Below are 17,424 nucleotides of genomic sequence, written 5' to 3' on the forward strand. Positions count from 1 at the left end.
GCAAGCGGGGCGGAGACAGGAGCGGGCGGCGGCCCCGAGGGGCCGGAGCGCGCGGGCCGCGTCAGCGGGCCGCCTTGATCAAGTAAAGAAACTCTGAACAGCTCTACTCATAGGCTCCGGTGAAGATCGGTTCCGCAGTGTTGCTCTGGTCCATGAGCCCTCTTCGCCGTGCCCAACAACGTCTGAATCCACGTCCGGCTCCGCCTCCAGCACGCCTCCATCGACCTCCTCGGCGACGCCCTCAGCAACACCGCCCAGGCCGCTACCCGGCCCGACGACGGCGAACCGCTTTCTGCAGCACCCGTCCGATGCCGTTGCCGTCAACTACTGCCGTCAGACACTGAAGGAGCCCCTCCGGCAACCAAATCCGGTGAGGCTCCTTCAGGTTTTCACCCTGGCAGATTAAGCAGGCGGGGTGACTATTCCGACACGCTTGACGAGATCCTCATTACGAGATCACGAGCCGCAGCAGCAATCACTGCGTCCGAGTCTCCTTCGAAACGCCTGAGAACCGGCATGGCATCGCTCAGGGCACGATCCACTGCAATCTCCCACTGGATCTTCTCATCATAGTTTCCTGCATACTCAGGTCGAGCGTTCTGTGCCGATTTGCGCCAAGCGTGGGATGCTCGATGGATTCTAGCCACTACCTGAAGAACCTCACGCCGGACCGCCGATTTTCCAAGAGCTGAGATTCGAATGAGAATCGGCAGGGCGGCAGAGGTGGAACGACTGATAGCCACCCCTTGCGGACACACTTTGCTCTTCAAATGAAACAGCGCATCAGCGGCCGAATCAATATCGGAAGAGCTTACCTGCCGCAGCAAACCGTGCAGCTCTCCATCCAGTGCATTCAAGAGAATCGCCTCATCGGGAGTGATCTCGCAATCCATTCCCGTATCACTCACGCTAAACCCTCCATGTCGATCGACTAACCTAGATTTGTCCGGATTTCCATCCTTGGAAGCAGAGGCTCGCACGCCCCGGGGCAAGGTGCAATTGGCGTGAGATGATATGGAGTGCCCGGAGAAAAGTGCACTGCTTCCATCACCGCGTTTACCATTGGGTCCTCCGCTTCAAACGCGTCGCTTATGCAACCAATCTCAGCACACCCCATGTGATGCCCTCCAGCCGCATCAATTGCCTGCCGGGCTTCGTAGTCAACATCACCGATTCCGCTTCGATCCATGTTGTGCGCGAAATATCCTTCGGGATTTTGCTTCGTAGTCAGACGCGCAACGACATCAATATCCGGAGATTTCTGCGGGAGACTGTCGGCATACTTTGCAAGCTCTGGAGAGCAATTATGGACCAGGACCGGGATGGCGCCTGCGAGCACATAGTACGTGTGCGTGCTGAGGTGCCGTCATCTGTGTTTTCGCAGGTCAACGCAATTCGGCCAGTCCGTGAGCGTACGTGGAAGTGCCCTGCTGTGCGCCCCCGTTGCCGTCGGCGTTGCCGTCAGACGGCTACGCGCGTGAGGGCGTCGGAGTGGGCTTTGGCCGGTGTCCTGTTCGGGTTGGGGTCGGGCATGGTCAGGGGGCCGTACGCTGGCCGGCAACTCGGGCAGGCTTTGATCCTGCCCGGAATTTGAACGAGTGGCCCCCTGGCCTTGCCCGACGCGGGCCCCGGCCCGAACAGGTGGGTAAAGCCCACGGAGCCGACCGACCCCGCCCACGAGCTGCGCACCAGCCGACTCCCCGACGCCGCCTCGCCGTCGGCCTCGCGCTCGTCGTGCGGACGCGTCCCAGCTTCTCCGCGCTTCCGGCACAACGCTGCGCTGTCTCTGCGCGGCCTGGTCGCTGGCCGGCCCGCGGTGGCGGAGCCGAGAGCGGGCCGGGTGGGCGGCCGTGCCGCGCNNGCGACCCGCGCCAGCGGGTCGCCTTGAAGACGTAGAGAAAGTTTGGACGCATCCCGCTTCGGCGGTACGCCCTGGCTGTCGGTTGAGCGTTCGGCTGGGCTGCTGGCCTGGTGCAATGGCCTGCGGGGTGTGAGGCCTGTGCTGGTTGCCGGTGGGGCTCTACTCTGCGCGCGTGACCTTGGCATGGTCGGTGACGACTCGTCTGAACAGGTCGTGGCTCGTGCGTCCGGTATGGCGAAGCGCCCAGTCCTGCACGGCTTCCTGTTCGTCGCGAGGACCGGATTCGGCGTCGCAGCCGACGGTGACGCAGAACGTCTCGTAGGTGATGCCGCCTTCGGGCGCGTGGCGGATGGTGTGAGCGATGTGCCGGTAGACGGCGCGGGGACTCACTGGTGCCCCTCGGGGTGGCGTCGCATGTAGACGTTGCAGTCGGTCACGGTGGTCATGTCGCCGACCACGCGGGCCCGGTCACGTACGTTGGCCAGTTCGGCACAGCCCGCGCAGCCCTCGACGGGCGTCGGCTCCGGTTCCAGACGCAAGGGGAGTTCCACCGGCGGGGTCGAGTACCTGGTCGGCTCCGTCACTGCACATCGCCACCTCTCGAACTTCACATGGTCGACCTCTTGACAGGTCGGTGCTCTAGTTCAGTATTCGAGTGGCCGAAGCACTCCCGCTACGGTTCACAGTGCACTAGTGTGCCCTCACTGACATCACGTCAACTCAACGGAGGGGCAAGCCTTATGCCCAGTCCCAAGACGTTCACGAAGATCGCGGATCACTTCCGGGAGCGCATCCTGTCGGGAGAGCTTGAGCCTGGCGCCAAGCTGCCGACGAACCGGGAGATCGCCGGGCAGTGGCAGGCCGCGGCCGCCACCGTCTCCCGGGCCTTGCAGGCCCTTCAGGTGGAGAACTTCATCCGCACCACCCCCCGGGGCACCTACGTCGCCGATGACCCGCGCTGGACGCTGTCGGCGCGGGACCGGCTGGCCCGGGTCCAGCGGGTGAAATCGTTCCTCGCGGAGGGCGAAACGAGTCGGGTGACAGCCGCCGAACTGATCACCCCACCGCTGTACGTGGCAGAGATCTTCGACCTGGAGCCAGGGGACCAGGTGGTGCGGCGCGAGTGGCTGGCCGGCCGCGGCAAGACCCGGACCGTCTTCGCGGTGAACTGGTACCCGGCCCCGTTCGCCGCCCTGGTGCCCGACCTACTGAACACTGCCCCGGGCCGTAACCACGGACTGTCCGCCCGGGTCTTGGAGGCCACCGGGCGCACGATCACCCACGCCCGTGACGACATGCACGCCCGCCCCGCCGACGCCCGAGAGGCCAGCGCCCTCGGCCTGCCGGTCGGCTCCCCGATCCTGGCCGGCGCTCACCGATGGTCGGACGCGGAAGGAATCATCGAGTACGGGGAATGGTGTCTACCGCCCCGGTTCACGATCGGCTACGAGTACCAGCCCTGACCGGTCAACGCGAAGCGTCCCCGAAGGCCAACCTGCGGCCTTCGGGGACGCTGTCGTTCGCGTGCCCGTCTCAGTCGCCGCCGCGGCCTTCGAGACGTTCGACGCGCTCCTCCAACTCCTCGATCCGCTCCAGGGCGCGTTCCAGCTTGTAGGCCAGATCTGCAACCCCGGCAGTCGGGAACTCCTTCACCGGGATGTCGGGTGCTTCGGCCGGCTCGTCCACCGGCTGCACGGTGACCGGTACTTCGGTGCCGAACTCGCCGCCCATGACGACGTAGGCGACTTCCCGATGCGATCCCCTGGTCTCATGGATCTTCCTGACCCTGCCCTCTAGAGCGAGGAAGGTCAGGGCCTGGTCGGCGGCTTCGGCATCGCCTCCGATCGCGTCGACCACTTCGTCCACGGTCAGCGTGGCACCCCTGGACAGTGAGCCGTCCCGGATCTTGCGGACCAGGCGGCCGTGGATGAGCTGCGTGGCGAAGCCGTGGTCCTCCCAGTCGCGTACGTAGACCTCGTCGCCGGGCAGCTCGCCGGGGAATCGCAGCAGGAAGTTGCCAGCCAGCAGGGCGATGGCGTTGGTGACCACGTTGAGCGGCACCGCGTAGTGCTCGGCCAGGACCTCGCGGGCAGGAAGCCTGGCGCCGGGTGCCAGGGTGCCGGAGTAGATCTGCTGCTGGAGGTCACTGGCGACCTTCTCGAAGGCGTCCTCGAAGTCGGCCGAGCGCGTGACGAACGTGCCGCGCCCCTGACGGGCGATGACCCACCCCTCGTTGCGCAGGAGCCGGATGGCCTTCTGCACGGTCAGGCTCGACGCCTTGTAGGTCTGCATGAGCTGGGTCTGCGTCGGGAGCAATTGGCCCGGACGCAGCTTGCCGTCCCGGATCTCCTGCCGCAGGTCGTCCGCGATGCGCTCGAACGTCAAACGCGCTTCGTCAGCAGGCATGTCCATCCCTGGGCCGGGTCCGATTCATCTCACAGGGCTGCTCTCTGCCGCCGTATTTCACCAGCTCAGCCCATGGGGTCAGGGTAGCGGCCCTACGGATGGACCACCGCAGCAACGGATAGACTCAATAAGAAATGACTACGGATGGACTAGGGATGGATGTTATGTTGTGCGACACGTGATCACCCACCCGGGTGAATCACATCCCTCTCCCTGGAGGTTTGCCGTGAAGACCATGCCCATCGACCAGTCCCAGGCCCTGATGATCCTGGCCTCCGAGCCCCGGCCACAGTTCAAGGACCGCGAGGGCCGGCAGCCCGCGATCGACCGGGGCACCGGCGCCCACGTGCACCTGGTGGACGTGATGTTCGCGTTCAACGGCCGCGCCGAAGTGATCGCCGTGAAGGTTCCGGAGCCGGGCCTCGGCAAGGGCCTGAAGGTCGGCCTGTCGGTCGTTTTCACCGGCCTTGTCGCCTCGGCCTGGGAGAACGAGATCAACGGCAAGGACCGGCACGGAGTCTCCGTTCGCGCTGACGCGATCACCGTCAAGGCAGGCGCCTGATGCCCAACAACTCCCTTGGGCTCGCGCTTCTGGTCGTCACCGTGCTGGTCGCGCTCGGGCTGCTGGGCTGGGCCGGGTACTGCTTCGCACGCTGGTACCGGGCAGATGCCGAGACCCGGGTCAGTCTGCGGCACGCGCGGCGGATGCGGTGGGGCTGGAAGCGGCTCGCGCCGATGCTGGGCCTGGCAGTCAAGGACGCCACCCCGACCGTGCTCCAGCAGTACGGCCCGCAGGACCAACCGACCAAGCCGCGCGTGCTGGTGCCCCGCCTGCACACCCGCGCCGACGCCTTCGGCGTCACCGTCACCGTCGACGCGCTGCCGCAGGTCGGGCTCAGTGCCTGGCAGGACGCCAGCGAGGGTCTGTGCGACGCCTGGGGCATGCGCCGCATCCGGATCGCCCAGCCCAAACCCGGAGTGATCGTCGCGCGCGGCTTCAGGCGCGAGCCGCTGGAGGCAGTGATCCGCTCACCGCTCCTCGGCCCGGACGGCTCCCCCGTCTGCCGACCGGGGCAGTTCGTCTCCACCGATGACGTGCTGCTCGGCTGGGACGAAGACGGCACCCCCATCGTGCTCAACCTCGCCTACTCCGCCCACGCCCTCATCGCCGGCGCCACCCGCTCCGGCAAATCGATCACCGTCAACACCTTGCTCGCCTACGCCTCACTCATGCGGGACGTGCGCCTGATCGTGATCGACCCCAACCTCGCCGCGGTCGCCCCTTGGTGGCGTACCGCGTACAAGGTCTCCGACGCCATCCACCCCGACGAGCCGACCGAGATCCTGCGCTGGGTGCGGGAGGAGATGCAACGCCGCGAGCGGCTGTTCTGGTCCAGCCGCACCGACCGCATCACCGAATTCAGTCCCGAGCTGCCGCTGCTGTTGGTGGTGATCGATGAGGTGGCGAACTACACCCGGCACCCGGACCGCAAGGCCCGCGAACGCTTCGAGGCCGAGCTGCTGGCCATCGCCAGCCAGGGCGCCAAGTTCGGCGTCCGGCTATGGCTGCTAACCCAGAAGCCCTCCGCCGACGTGCTCACCACCGCCATCCGCACCAACCTGTCCGCCCGGATCTGCCACCGCGTCGACACCATCGAGGACTTCCTGCACGTCTTCCCCGACGGCCGGGACCTGGACATCACCGCCGCCGACCGCACCATGCCCCAGGGCGTCTCGATCGCCTCCGTCGGCGACATGCGCACCCCGGTACGGCTGCGCTCGGTTTACCTGCCCACCGAAGCCTGCTGGCAGATCAACGACCTCATGTGCACCGAAGGGCTGAAGGTCCGCGAACTGCCCGCCTCTATCGACCTGGACAAGGCTGCGTGACCCGTGTCGGCCAGCCGCCCGAGCGGGCCAGCCCCGCCCCGGACCGAGTCCGTACCGCAGTGATCCCCGGCAAGGGCGTGTAGTCGCCAAACCCTCGCCCTGCCGGGGCCTCCCTCCCATACCCGTCCACGGCACACGCGTGTGCCGCAGTGCAGAGAGGTCCCGCCAGCATGCCACCGCACGACCCCACCACCACAATCCCGCGTCCCGAACCGGCCACGGCCGCGCTGCCCACGTTCACCGGGTACCGCGACCTGCTCGGCCTGATACGCCAGCTGTCCTCGCTCGGCGGCTGCTCCCAGCCGATCCGGCTCGAAGGCCAGCGCACTGAGAGCGACGCCTTCACCGGTGAAATCCTGCGTGACCTGAAGTCCAAGGACCTCCCAGCCGGGCACCTGCTGGTGCGCTGCGGCAACCGCCGCACCACCCGCTGCCCCTCCTGCGCCGAGCTCTACCGCCAGGACACCTACCAGCTCATCGCCGCCGGCCTGCGCGGCGGCAAGAACATCCCCGACCAGGTCGCCACCCATCCCCGCGTGTTCGCCACGCTCACCGCACCCTCGTACGGCCCGGTCCACGGCCGACGCGTCAACAGCTCCGCCCGCTGCCGCTGCGGACACACCCATCTCAAGGGTGACCCGCTCCTCGGCACACCGCTCGACCCCGAGCGGTACGACTACACCGGCGCCGTGCTCTGGAACGCCCATTCCCCCGCCTTGTGGGCGCGCTTCATGCTCCACGTGCGCCGCACCCTCGCCGCCGCAGCTGGTGTCCCGCAGCGACTGCTGCACAAGGTCGCCCGCGTCTCGTACGCCAAGGTCGCCGAGTACCAGCAGCGCGGACTGATCCACTTCCACGCCGTGATCCGCCTCGATGGCCCCGCAGGCCCCTACACCGCACCACCCGCCTGGGCCACCCCCGAACTGCTCGCCGACGCCATCCGCATCGCGGCCACCCGCGCCCACGTCGTCGGTCCCAAGGTCAGCAGCCACACCCACTCCTTCGCCTTCGGCGAGCGGATCGACACCAGGGTCATCCGGTCCACGGCCTTCCAGGGCGGGACGACGATCACCGAGGGCAAGGTCGCCGGGTACGTCGCCAAGTACGCCACCAAGGGCACCGAAGCCGCCACCGGCACCCTCGACCACCGGCTGAAGAGGATCACCGACCTCTGGTTCGAGTCCGTACCCGAGCACGCCGCCCGCATGATCCGCACCGCCTGGACCCTCGGCGCCCGCGACGACCTCAAGCACCTGAACCTGCGCAAGTGGGCCCACATGCTCGGCTTCCGCGGCCACTTCTCCACCAAGACCCGCGCCTACTCCACCACCCTCGGCGCTCTCCGGGCCGCCCGCGCCGCCTGGCACCACCGCCACACCCCTCCTCCCTCCCCGACCACGCTCGTCCTCGCCCACTGGGCGTACGACGGCACCGGCCTCACCCCTGACCTCGAACGCCTCGCCGCCCTCATCAACGGGGGCCCGACACGCGAACAGGCGGTGACGGCCGGTGCGTGACGACGAACTCCTCACCGTCCCCGAGGCCATGGCCCGCCTCAAGATTGGCCGCTCCGTCCTCTACGACCTCCTACGCACCCGGCGCCTGGCCTCGCTGACCATCGGCCGTGCCCGCCGTATCCCGGCTCACGCCCTCGCTGACTACGTTCAGCGCCACCTGGAAGAGGCCGCCCGATGACCGCCCCCAAGCGCGAGAAGGCCCGCGCCAACGGCGAAGGCACCATCTACCAGCGCAAGGACGGCCGCTGGGAAGCCGCCGGCTACGTCCTCGCCGCCGATGGCACCCGCAAACGCGTCCGCGTCTACGGCAGCACCCGGAGAGAAGCCGCCGACAAACTCGCCGAGAAGATCGCCGACAGCAACCGCGGCCTCCCCGTCGCCACCGCCGACAGCACCGTCGGCGACTACATGACCTACTGGCTGGGCAGCGTCGCCATCCACGGGCTTCGGGAGAACACCCACACCCGCTACGCCGCCTGCGTCCGCCTCCACCTCATCCCCGGCCTCGGTACCAAGAAGGTCGCGCGCCTCACCGCCAAGGAGGTCCGCACCTTCCTCGACCGGCTCCGTACCACCTGCCAGTGCTGCACCCAGGGCCTGGACGCCGAACGGAAGGCATGCTGCGCGGTCGGCGAGTGCTGCCAGAAGCAGTTGTCCCCTTCGACGGTGACGTACGTGCACTCGGTCCTCAAGTCCGCTCTAGAACACGCCGTCCGCGAAGACGAACTGCCTCGCAACGTCGCCCGGAACGTCAAGACCACCGCACCCCGGCCCAGGCGCTTCCGGCCACTCACCGCAGCCGAGGCCCGCCGGTTTCTCGACGCGGCCCGCGCCGACCGGCTGCATGCGCTGTACGACCTCGCACTGCGAACCGGACTCCGCAAGGGCGAACTTCTCGGCCTCCACTGGGAAGACCTCGACCTCACAACCAAAACGGCCAGCATCCGCCGCTCACTCCAGCGCACCCGCACCGGCGGCCTCACCCACCTGCCCACCAAGACCCGAGCATCTGAGCGCCGTATCGCGCTCCCGAACGAATGCCTCCACTCCCTCAAGGAGCACAAGGGACGGCAGGACAAAGAGCGAGAGACCGCTGAGTCAGCCTGGCAGGACAGCGGCCTCGTCTTCACCACCCCGGCCGGCCGGCCTCTCGACCCGGCCAACCTCACGCGCCGCTTCCGCAGCTTCCTCGACCGCGCTGGACTCCGCCGCATCCGCTTCCACGACCTCCGCCACTCGACCGCCACCTGCTCCTGGAACAGGGCGTCGACCTCGTCGTGATCAAGGAACTCCTCGGCCACGCCCACATAGGTGTCACCGCCGGCGTCTACGCCCACGTCCGACTCGGCCTCCAACGCCAAGCCATCGGCAGCCTGACGGGTGCTCTCAACGCAGCCCCTGGCACTGCCTTCGTGCCGCCCGCCGCACCAACTGTCCGCTGACGTTGCCGTCAGCGTTGCCGTCAAACGGCCAGATGCCCTCCCGAAGGGTCCGGGAGGGCATCTGGTTGTTTATTGCTCGAACCCCTTCACGAGACGCCTGGCAGTATGCCGTGTCCGTTGATTAGCCCAACCGGCCGTAGACAATCCCCGAAGGAGGGCCAATTGGTCTCCTGGGATAGTCCTCTCCGACATCCAGCAGACTGCACGCTCTGCCCAGTGACTGCTCCGACTTCTGATCGCCATTGTCAGCACGTCATCGACTGGGACCAGGCTCTCAAGCCCGCCCGGTGACAGCTTGAACCGTTCAGCAGCAGACGCCAAGCCTGCTCGCAGGGACGACTCATCTGCGTCCAGAATCGTCACCCAAGACGAGGGAAGACCTTCCGCCGAGGATTCGACTACACCATCGAGTCGGCCTAGCGTCCACACTCCCTTCCTGTCGAGCCCCAGCCAAATGCCGGTCTCGCTGATTTTCGTCAGCGGCAGCCACATGACGGCGCTGGCTTCATTCGCGTGGGCAGAGAAGATCCAGCAGGTCTCAGGCACGGCTGAGAGCTCTGCCATCAAATCATTTTCCGTCACGACACCTGCCTCAAGAACGGGATGCATCAGGAACGTGATCCTGCTCACCAATGCATGCTCGGAGTGTGGCTCACGGTTATACCGTGTTGGCCCATGAAGTCCTGGAATGCCTTCCTTGCCGAATCATCCCAGTTCATTCCGTAGTGTCCGGACCATTGATTGGTCTGAAGTTCTCCATCGGGACCTCGACGGAGCCGACCTCCCACCATCGTTGACTTGTCCGCGCCAATAGCGCTTCCAAGGAAATCGTGCCCACCAACGCCTTGGTCTGCACCGGTCGCAAAGCGTCCCGTGGTCGGATCGAAGACGAAGTCCCTCTCACCCTTCGGGTTGAAGTTCTTCACCGCGCCGACAGATTTCACCCGGTCGCTGACCTCAAGCACTCCCCTAGCCGGACCACTTCCATCAATAACGTTGCAGTTGTGGACGAGGACCGGGGTGGCCCCAGCCAGCACATAGTACGTGTGCAGGTCCGCGACAGTCAGGTCGAACGTCTCGTTGAACGCCGTGTACGTGCGGACGGCCGCCACGTCAACGGTTGTGCCGTCGTCGGTACGCAGGCGCTCGCCCGGCTTGAGGTCTCCTGCCTCCTTCCAGACCCGGTCGGATTCAGACCAGAACCGGTGGTGACCCGTCGTGGTGATGGTCTTGACACCGCCGTCGGTCTGGATGCTCAGATCCGTGTATTTCTTGTCGTCTTCGGTGTAGATCGTCGCCGTGACTTCCTTGGATCCGGTTTCACCGGTTTCAGGGTCGGTGGCGCGCACTTCGTCACCCGCGGCCAATCTTTCGATCGGCTTACTTCCGCCGTTTGCCAGAAGGACCATGGTTCCGGCGACGAAGCTGTTGCAGGATGGGGGCTTTTTAAAGGAGCGGGACATGAATGCCATGAGTCGCCGCACGGCACCCGGCCCCGCTGCTGCCTTGGCCGCCGGCGGCATGGGAGCCAGAATCTCTGCGAGTACGGACTCAATGGCGTTCTCGTCTGACTCAACGCCGAACTTCTTGAACAACCAGTTGGCCTGATCACGCCCAGAGATGCCGAACAGCGACATCAGCTGGCCCGTGGGGAACATCTGGTCGGCACTTGCGTAGCCGCGGACGGCGCCCGTCCAGATGTTGGTCCAGGTTGACGGCTTCTTCTTGGCCTTGGGCTTGCTGACACTCTTCGTGGCCCAGTAGGCGATCCGTGCCTCACGCTTCGCGATGCGCTTCTGGGCTACCTGCACCACCTTGCTGGCCTCGGCCTGGAAGCCGGGGTCGCTGTCGCCCTCGAAGTACTTGAGGCCGTCCGGGTCCAGGTTGGTGATGGGGTTGCCGTTGGCGTACGTGTACCCGTTCATCTGGAGCGGGTCCGTGATGTCGATGATCGGGTCGACCGTGATGAACCGGCCGGTGCCGGCGTCGTACTCGCGGGCGCCGATGTGGGTCAGGCCCGTGGTGTTGTCGTCGGTGCCGACGCCGAGAAACGTGCGGGAGCCGGGCCAGTTGGACGGCTGGCTTCCACGGGGGTTGCCGTACGGGTCGGACTTGCGCCGGGTGACGGGCTGGCCGGTCTTCTGCTCGACGCTGATGGTCGCGGTGTTGTGGTGGTCGGTCAGCAGGTGCGACAGGGTGTGGCCGGTGGTCTTGCCCTTGGTGCGGCGGACCGTGGTCGGGGCGCCGGGGCTGCTGTAGTAGCGGACGGCGTCCATGGCCTTGCCGGCCTTGTCGACGGTGATCTCGGTCTCGCCGAGGTAGAGCGTGCGGGCGCTACCGGTGTCCTGGACGACCCGGTTGCCCGAAGCGTCGTAGAGGTAGCTCGTGACGTTGCCGAAGCTCCACTGCTGAGCCGGCGTGGGGGCAGGGCTGGCGCACGTGAACGTCCCCAGGTCGTTCCCCTCGGCGGCATTGTCGTTGGGGACGGTGAGGCACTGGTTGGTGCCGGTGACGAGGGCCTTGTCCGTTTCCCGGTAGGTGAACGTCTGGCTCGGCTCGCCGGGCTTGCACGCCTTCAGGAGGGCCTTGCCGTTCTCGGAGGTGAGGCACTTCCCGAGGGCCTGGACGGTGTCGCCTGTGATGCGCCACTGCTGGGGCTTGGTCTCGTTGCAGGACAGCAGCTGGACGGGAGTGCCGTCGGCGGTGCCGCCGTCCTGGACGTCGAGGCACTTGCCCGAGAGGCCGGTGACCGCGACGGAACCGATGCCGGGGCTGGTGGCCGACAGGAGCTTGCTGCGTCGGTCCCAGTTCAGGGTCTGGGTGTCACCGCCGATGGTGCGGGTCTTGGTGCTGCCCGCCGCACTGTAGGTGTACGTGGACGTGGAGTCGACCGTGGAGCCAGGGGTCCTGGTGGTCTTGTCGACCTTGGTCAGGGCGTGGGGCTGCTTCTTCACCGGCGGCTGGCCACCGCCGGAGACGTCCACGCCGTACGTGTACCTCGTCTCGTCGTCGAGGGCGCTGTTGGCGGGGTCGCGGTCGACGAGCTTCGTGCGATTGCCTATGGCGTCGAACTGGTAGTCCTGCCAGTAGGCGTCACCCGGAGTGCCCGAGCCCACCTCCGTGCGTGCGGGACCCGTGGGGCTTGTCGGGCAACCGTCCGTCTTGCCCGTCCAGGCGCGGACGAGCTGGCCCATGGCGTCGTAGGTGTAGCACTGCCGGTCGACGAGGGGCGGGGACTGCGCGGTGGTGCCGGGATAGCTGTCCTTGATGGAGGTCGGGTTGCCGACCGCGTCGTAGGTGTAGCTGAGGGAGGAGAGGAGGTTCGAGCCCGACGCCGCGTCGCGCGTCTCCTTGTGGCTGGTCGCCGAGGCGACGCGTCCCGTGTGCGGGTCGTAGGTGTTCGTCGTCCACACGCGGTGGGGCGCGTTGCCCGAGGCGGTACGCAGGATCTCACCGTACGGGCTGTACACGGTGTCGGAGGTGTACCAGGACAGGCCGGACATGGTCTGCACCATGCCGTCGGCGTTGTACCGGGTGATCAGCTTCTCGGCGGCGAGACCGCCGATGGTCGCGGGGAGGGTCGTCGACTGGACCTTGCCCGTGGGCGTGTAGGTGGTGCTGTAGGCGTAGCTGCCGGCCAGGCCCTTCGCCGCGGGGACGTCCGGGACCGTGATGCGCGACCCGGTCGGCCGGTACTCGCTGTCGTATCCGGTGACCTCGCTCTTGTACGTGCCTGCCCCCCACTTGCGGGTGGACGCGACCGGCTGTCCCTTGCCGCCCGGGAGGGTGTCGTAGGTCCAGGTGGCGATGGGGTCGGAGGTTTCGGAGTCGTCGCGCAGCGCCGTCTTGCGGCCGAGCACGTCGTACGCCGTGTACTGGGTGACGTTGTAGACGTTGGTCGTCGAGACCTGCTGGTCGAGGTTGTTGTAGGTGAAGGTCGACTTCCCCGAGTCGGGGTCCTCGGACGAGGTCATCCGTCCGCGGGCGTCGTGGGTGTAGGTCCAGTTGTTGCTGGCCGTGTCGGTGACCTTGGCGAGCTTGCCCCGGACGTCGTAGGTGTAGCCGGTCCTGGTCGACGTGCTGAGGTCGGTGGCGGTGTAGTGCTCGATGGCGGAAGGGCGGCCCAGCGCGTCGGTCCACGTCTTGGCCGCACGGCTGCCGGGCAGCGGGGACGACCCCGTGGGTGACATGCCGCTGCGGGTCAGGGTCCAGTCGCCGCCGTACTGCGTGACGGCGGACTGCCGGGCTTCGCCCTTCTCCACCGTGGTGACGCGCACGGCGCGGCCGAGGCCGTCGTAGGCGGTCTGGGCGGAGCTGGGCACCTCCGTGACCGACTTGGGGACGTAGAGCTCCGTGCTCACCTTGCCTTCGGCGAGGTAGCCGTTGTTGGTCTGGCTGACGGTCCCGTTGGCGCTGTGCAGCGTGTCCGTGATCAGGCGGGCACCACCCGGGCCCTCGGTCTGACTCTGGCGAGGACGCAGAAGTCCGTCGTAGATCGCGATGGAGGTGCTGTAGGTGCCGTTGTCCTTGAGCGTGCGGGAGATCACCGCCGGCGTCTTGAGCTCGGCGATCTGGTACTCGAACGTGTAGGCCGCCGGGTCGGTGGGCTTCTGCGAAGGCGTCCGGACCTCTGTGCTCCGGCCGAGTTCGTCGTAGGTCGTGAGGACCTTGCGGCCGTTCGCGTCGATCACTTCCAGGACACTGCCGCGGGCCGGGTCGACCTTGGTGGTTACCGTGTGCCCGAGGGCGTTGGTCGCCGTCGTGGAGAACGCAGGGCCGGTCGGGGGGCTGTACGCGACGCTCGATGCGTTGCCCGCGGCGTCGTAGGTCTTCACGGCGCGGCCGAGCGCGTCGTACTCGGTGCGGCCGGCCGTCGTCCAGCCGGTGCCCGCGGCGTCAGTGCCGTCGACCTGGTACGGGAGGCCCTTGGTCGGTGCTGCGCCGAAGGCGTTCACCGCGTCGTACGAGGTCCGGACGGCGTTCAGGCGCGTTCCGGGCTCGCTGCCACCACCCGCGCAGTCACCTGTCGTCTCGACGACTTCGGACTGCAGACCGATCAGGTTGTTCGTGGGGTTGTGGACGTACGTGGGCTTGGTGCAGGACTGCTTGACGGGCGTCCAGCCCGTGCCCGCGTTCTCCGACACCTCGGTCTGCGTGGTGAGCAGCAGACCGTACGAAGCCGGCTCCTCCTGGTACGTGTTGAGGCTGCGCACCATGCGGGACTTGCCGCCGCTGACGGACTGGATCTCGTCCGTGCGGGCCGTGCCCACGCGGTACGCCTCCAGGGGAGGGGTGTCCACTCGCGGCCGGGAGGCGATCAACTGGCTGCGCCAGGGCGCCACCAGCTTGCGGCTCTCGACGCTGCCGCCGGCCTTGGTGTAGGTGATGGTCTCGGCGACCTGGCCCTGGAACTGGGGCAGGTCCTCGCCCAGTTCCACCGTGCCGGTGGAGTCCTTGACCGTGACCTTCGTCGTCTTGGTGGACAGGCCGCGGAAGTAGCGGGTGCGCGTCTGGGCCTGCTCGGTCGCGGTGGCATTGCCCGTGTTCTCGGTCGCACCCGTGGTGGTGACAACGCTGGCGTAGCCGTGCCACTGGCCGTAGGTGCGCCAGTCGGGCTTGGTGAACTCGTCCTCGTCCTTGGCCCAGGCGGCGTCCTCGTAGGTGTAGCTGGTCGTGACGTCGGGGCGCTGCGCGACCCGGTCCCTCTCGACCACCCTGTCCACGACGTACTTGTTGAAGAGTTCGACCGGCGGGACCTTGTCGGGATCCAGCCCCGAGTCCGCGGACCAGCGCACCGGGAAGCAGCGCGTGGTGTTCTTCGACAGGTCGGGGATGATCGTCCCCTTGGCGCACGGGGCCGAGTAGTCGACCTCGATCGCACCGCCGGTCTCGGTGAGGATGGTCTCCACACGGAGCCGGTCGAAGTCCGGTGCGGCGTCCGGCTTCCCGTTGACGTCGGCTTTGAGGACACGGTTGGGCATGTCGACTTCGTTGGCCTTGAAGGAGACCGGGGGCAGCGAGACGCCGAGATTGCTGTCCTTGGTGCCGTAGGCGGTCCGGGTGATGGACTCCAGCCACAGCGGCGGGCTGGTGTCGGTGCGGTGCTTGGGCAGCGACTGCTTGAGTGCCCACTGGTCGACCTTGGTGAGTGCCGTGGATCCCGCGGTGCGCTGGCCGTAGGTCGTCACTCTGTCGAGGCGCATGCGCGACCAGAACGTCGGGGAGAAGGACTCGCAGACCGCCGCGTCCATCTTGCAGTTCAGGGAGGCGGGGGTGTCGTACCAGCCGATGCCGTTCTTGGAGCCGAACAGGGAGTCCGCGCAGGAGACGTTCTTCTCCTCGAAGCACCGCTGTTCGACGCCGAATTCGACCCGGCCCGCAGGGACGCCGGCCAGGTTGTCGGCGCGGAGGCCGTAGAGGATGCGCGTCGGGTATCCACCGCGGATGTAACCGACCTTGGCACGGTCCTTCTCGTTGACCTTCTCGTTCTTGGCGTAGCGGTTCTCTTCCTTCGCCCAGTCGATGATCATGGCGTTTCCGTGGACGTCCTCGACGTAGTCGAGGTTCCAGCGCCACGCCTGGGTGCAGGAGGAGTCCGCGTAGGCCGACTGGTAGCAGGGCTCGCCGGGGTGGTTGCCGAAGACCGGGACGGTGAAGACGGAGTCGGTGACGGTCCTCGGTGAGGATCCGTCCCCGTGGGTACCGACGGAGTGGCGCCCGTAGTGGTAGCGCATGCCGTCACGCGTGGTGACGACCCAGTATTCGCCGTCCTTCGCGCCGTTGCCGCTGCCGGTCTTGAGCTCGACCCTGGAGCCGTCGTCGGCGGCGGGGACCCAGTTGCCGGTGGCGGCGTCACGGACGAGTTCGGTGCTCGCGCCGTTGAGCGAGAGAACGACGTTGTCGGCGGCCCAGCACAGGTCGCCCTTCTTCTTGTCCGTCGCGTTGTCGTTGTTCGCCCTGCCGCTCGACGATGCCTTCAGGTCGTCGGAGCAGGAGCGGTAGCGGCGTTCGATAAACCCGGGGTTGTAGTCCCAGCCGTCACCGATCCAGGACGCCTGACCGTTCGTCACGGACGTCCTGCCGTCCACCGCCTGCGAGGAGTACGTGAAGGCGACGGACGGGGTGGGTCCCGCGGGGGCGGGGGGCACCGCCAAGGGGTAGCTCCACGAGAAGCCGCCTCCGCTGCCGCCCGCGGTCCATGAGCCCGGCGGCGAGAGAGAAGTGGCCTTGTACGAGCCGCCCGCCCCGTCGGCACCGTCGGAGGCCACGACCGCCATGGGCGCCGCGCCGCCTCCGGTCATCGTCCGCATGCCCTGAGCGGGTACCGCAGCCGGGTCGAGGGTCGCGATGACGCTCTTGCCGTCGTTGGAACTGGGAATGTCGACGGATACCGAGCACTCCGGCAGTTCGGGCTGGTCGAGGAAGCACGCGGGATACTGCCGCAGCTTCAGGCGCGAGGCCCACTCGGTGCCGTACAGGTCCTGGAACTTCGAGTAGTCCAGGGCCACGTCGACGGGGTTCACCGCATCGGCCGGAGGCGTGATCTTGACGATGACGCCGTCGACTCCGGCGGCCTCGGTCTTCGCGCGGCCTTCGACGGCCGCAGACCAGGTACCCGTGGGCACGGCTCCGGTTCCCGGAAGCTTCCCGATGCTGACCGGGAGCGAACCGATCGGGGCGAGGCCGGTGTTGGGATCCGGTGACAGCGGCACGGTGGCCGAAGCCTCCGCCGGTGGTGCCACCGCGCTAGGCGTGTACTCCTGGAGCGTCGACGGCGGAGCACCGGCCCACTTGCTGAGATCGTCCATGGCGGCCTGGTCGGGCCTGACCTTGGCGTCCTTCTGCAGGCCCGGCAGCTCCACGCCGGTGCGGTCGCCCGGTGGTGCCGCCCAGGCCTGAGCGGGCAGAAGACTTGCGACCAGCACCACCGAGAGTGTGATGCCGGCGCGCCCGGCAGAGCGCGCACGTGCTGCGCGCGCTCTTCTGTTTCCGGGCAGGCGGAAATTCGCCGAGAACGGCGACATGCGGACCCCCCACGATCTGCCGCCTCGGCGATGGCACAAGGCCGGCAGGAAACTGACAATTGGTTACCGATTCTGTGGCCGGCGGGCCCGAAACACCATGGTTCCGATATCCGTTGTGTGCATTGTCACTTGACTGGGCGTATAGCTCGGGGCGATCGGTGCAAATGGGCTGCTAACGATGCACCTCTGAGCTGATGTCAGGGGTGAAGATGTCGGCCGGATGGGTCATGCTCAGCTCGCACGCCACGCGCCCGAACGGCCGGGCGGAGCCGACCGTTGAGGTT

10 protein-coding genes and 1 pseudogene are annotated in these 17,424 nt (G+C 67.1%); 6 read left to right on the forward strand and 5 right to left on the reverse strand.

All coding sequences use genetic code 11. The features are described from left to right. Positions 1-419: 419 nt before the first annotated feature. The 3 genes from AVW11_RS37200 to AVW11_RS24895 form a co-directional block, all read right to left on the reverse strand. Positions 420-908 carry a hypothetical protein gene (locus AVW11_RS37200; RefSeq protein WP_143568895.1) on the reverse strand — a complete coding sequence of 163 codons (489 nt, stop codon included), beginning with the start codon at positions 906-908 and terminating at the stop codon, positions 420-422. Between the two features lie 1,112 nt (positions 909-2,020). Continuing rightward, a complete protein-coding gene (locus AVW11_RS24890) occupies positions 2,021-2,251 on the reverse strand; it encodes a DUF7848 domain-containing protein (RefSeq protein ID WP_076046021.1) in 231 nt (76 codons plus the stop codon). After that, positions 2,248-2,445, reverse strand: coding sequence for a hypothetical protein (locus AVW11_RS24895; protein WP_076046022.1), 198 nt, complete (start codon positions 2,443-2,445; stop codon positions 2,248-2,250). The genes AVW11_RS24890 and AVW11_RS24895 overlap by 4 nt, the downstream gene beginning before the upstream one ends. 156 nt (positions 2,446-2,601) lie before the next feature. On the opposite strand from AVW11_RS24895, the gene AVW11_RS24900 reads away from it, so the two are divergent. Continuing rightward, a complete protein-coding gene (locus AVW11_RS24900) occupies positions 2,602-3,324 on the forward strand; it encodes a GntR family transcriptional regulator (RefSeq protein WP_076046023.1) in 723 nt (240 codons plus the stop codon). 70 nt (positions 3,325-3,394) lie between these two features. Here the strand turns inward: AVW11_RS24900 and AVW11_RS24905 are convergent, their stop codons facing one another. Beyond that, positions 3,395-4,267, reverse strand: coding sequence for a GntR family transcriptional regulator (locus AVW11_RS24905; protein ID WP_079250775.1), 873 nt, complete (start codon positions 4,265-4,267; stop codon positions 3,395-3,397). Between the two features lie 235 nt (positions 4,268-4,502). Here AVW11_RS24905 and AVW11_RS24910 point away from each other — a divergent pair, with 235 nt between their 5' ends. The 5 genes and pseudogenes from AVW11_RS24910 (at position 4,503) to AVW11_RS24930 (ending at position 9,116) form a co-directional block, all read left to right on the forward strand. After that, positions 4,503-4,829, forward strand: a complete 327-nt coding sequence (locus AVW11_RS24910; protein WP_240528258.1) for an SCO3933 family regulatory protein — start codon at positions 4,503-4,505, stop codon at positions 4,827-4,829. Then, positions 4,829-6,157 carry an FtsK/SpoIIIE domain-containing protein gene (locus AVW11_RS24915; RefSeq protein WP_076046026.1) on the forward strand — a complete coding sequence of 443 codons (1,329 nt, stop codon included), beginning with the start codon at positions 4,829-4,831 and terminating at the stop codon, positions 6,155-6,157. Before AVW11_RS24910 ends, AVW11_RS24915 begins: the two co-directional genes overlap by 1 nt. A 170-nt stretch (positions 6,158-6,327) precedes the next feature. Further along, complete coding sequence (locus AVW11_RS24920; protein WP_079250774.1) at positions 6,328-7,674, forward strand: replication initiator; 1,347 nt, start codon at positions 6,328-6,330, stop codon at positions 7,672-7,674. Continuing rightward, a complete protein-coding gene (locus AVW11_RS24925) occupies positions 7,667-7,852 on the forward strand; it encodes a helix-turn-helix domain-containing protein (RefSeq protein WP_076046027.1) in 186 nt (61 codons plus the stop codon). The genes AVW11_RS24920 and AVW11_RS24925 overlap by 8 nt, the downstream gene beginning before the upstream one ends. Continuing rightward, positions 7,849-9,116 (forward strand): annotated as a pseudogene (locus AVW11_RS24930) (tyrosine-type recombinase/integrase). Before AVW11_RS24925 ends, AVW11_RS24930 begins: the two are co-directional and overlap by 4 nt. A 626-nt stretch (positions 9,117-9,742) precedes the next feature. Here AVW11_RS24930 and AVW11_RS24935 read toward each other — a convergent pair. Beyond that, a complete protein-coding gene (locus tag AVW11_RS24935; protein ID WP_143568896.1) occupies positions 9,743-17,041 on the reverse strand; it encodes a polymorphic toxin type 43 domain-containing protein in 7,299 nt (2,432 codons plus the stop codon). Positions 17,042-17,424 lie beyond the last annotated feature (383 nt).

It is taken from the genome of Streptomyces amritsarensis (assembly GCF_001953875.1).
In the GTDB taxonomy this organism is placed as follows: Bacteria; Actinomycetota; Actinomycetes; order Streptomycetales; family Streptomycetaceae; genus Streptomyces; species Streptomyces amritsarensis.